The organism is Paenibacillus sp. UMB4589-SE434, assembly GCF_030226685.1.
In the GTDB taxonomy this organism is placed as follows: Bacteria; Bacillota; Bacilli; order Paenibacillales; family Paenibacillaceae; genus Paenibacillus_B.
The window spans coordinates 1-350 of the sequence record NZ_JASOYK010000028.1 but is presented as its reverse complement, the minus strand read 5'-3'; the positions used below and the strand labels follow the sequence as shown (position 1 = coordinate 350).

Annotated in this window: 1 protein-coding gene; it reads left to right on the top strand. The window is 56.9% G+C overall.

All coding sequences use genetic code 11. From position 1 onward, the window contains the following. Positions 1-350 (top strand): hypothetical protein (locus QP775_RS25600; RefSeq protein ID WP_285109339.1); only part of this gene is annotated, 350 nt, incomplete at both ends.

The following is a 350-nucleotide window of genomic DNA, read 5'->3' as shown; positions in this document are numbered from 1 at the left end:
GGCTGGAAGCTTTGCGGCACTACATTTTGGTGCGCGCCATGTGTCTGTGCCGTGATGCTTTGCACTTGGCCGTACGGTTGGAAGCTTTGCGGCACTACATTTTGGTGGGCGCCATGTGTCTGCGCCGTGATGCTTTGCACTTGGCCGTACGGTTGGAAGCTTTGCGGCACTACATTTTGGTGGGCGCCATGTGTCTGTGCCGTGATGCTTTGTACTTGGCCGTACGGCTGGAAGCTTTGCGGCACTACATTTTGGTGCGCGCCATGTGTCTGTGCCGTGATGCTTTGCACTTGGCCGTACGGCTGGAAGCTTTGCGGCACTACATTTTGGTGCGCGCCATGTGTCTGTGC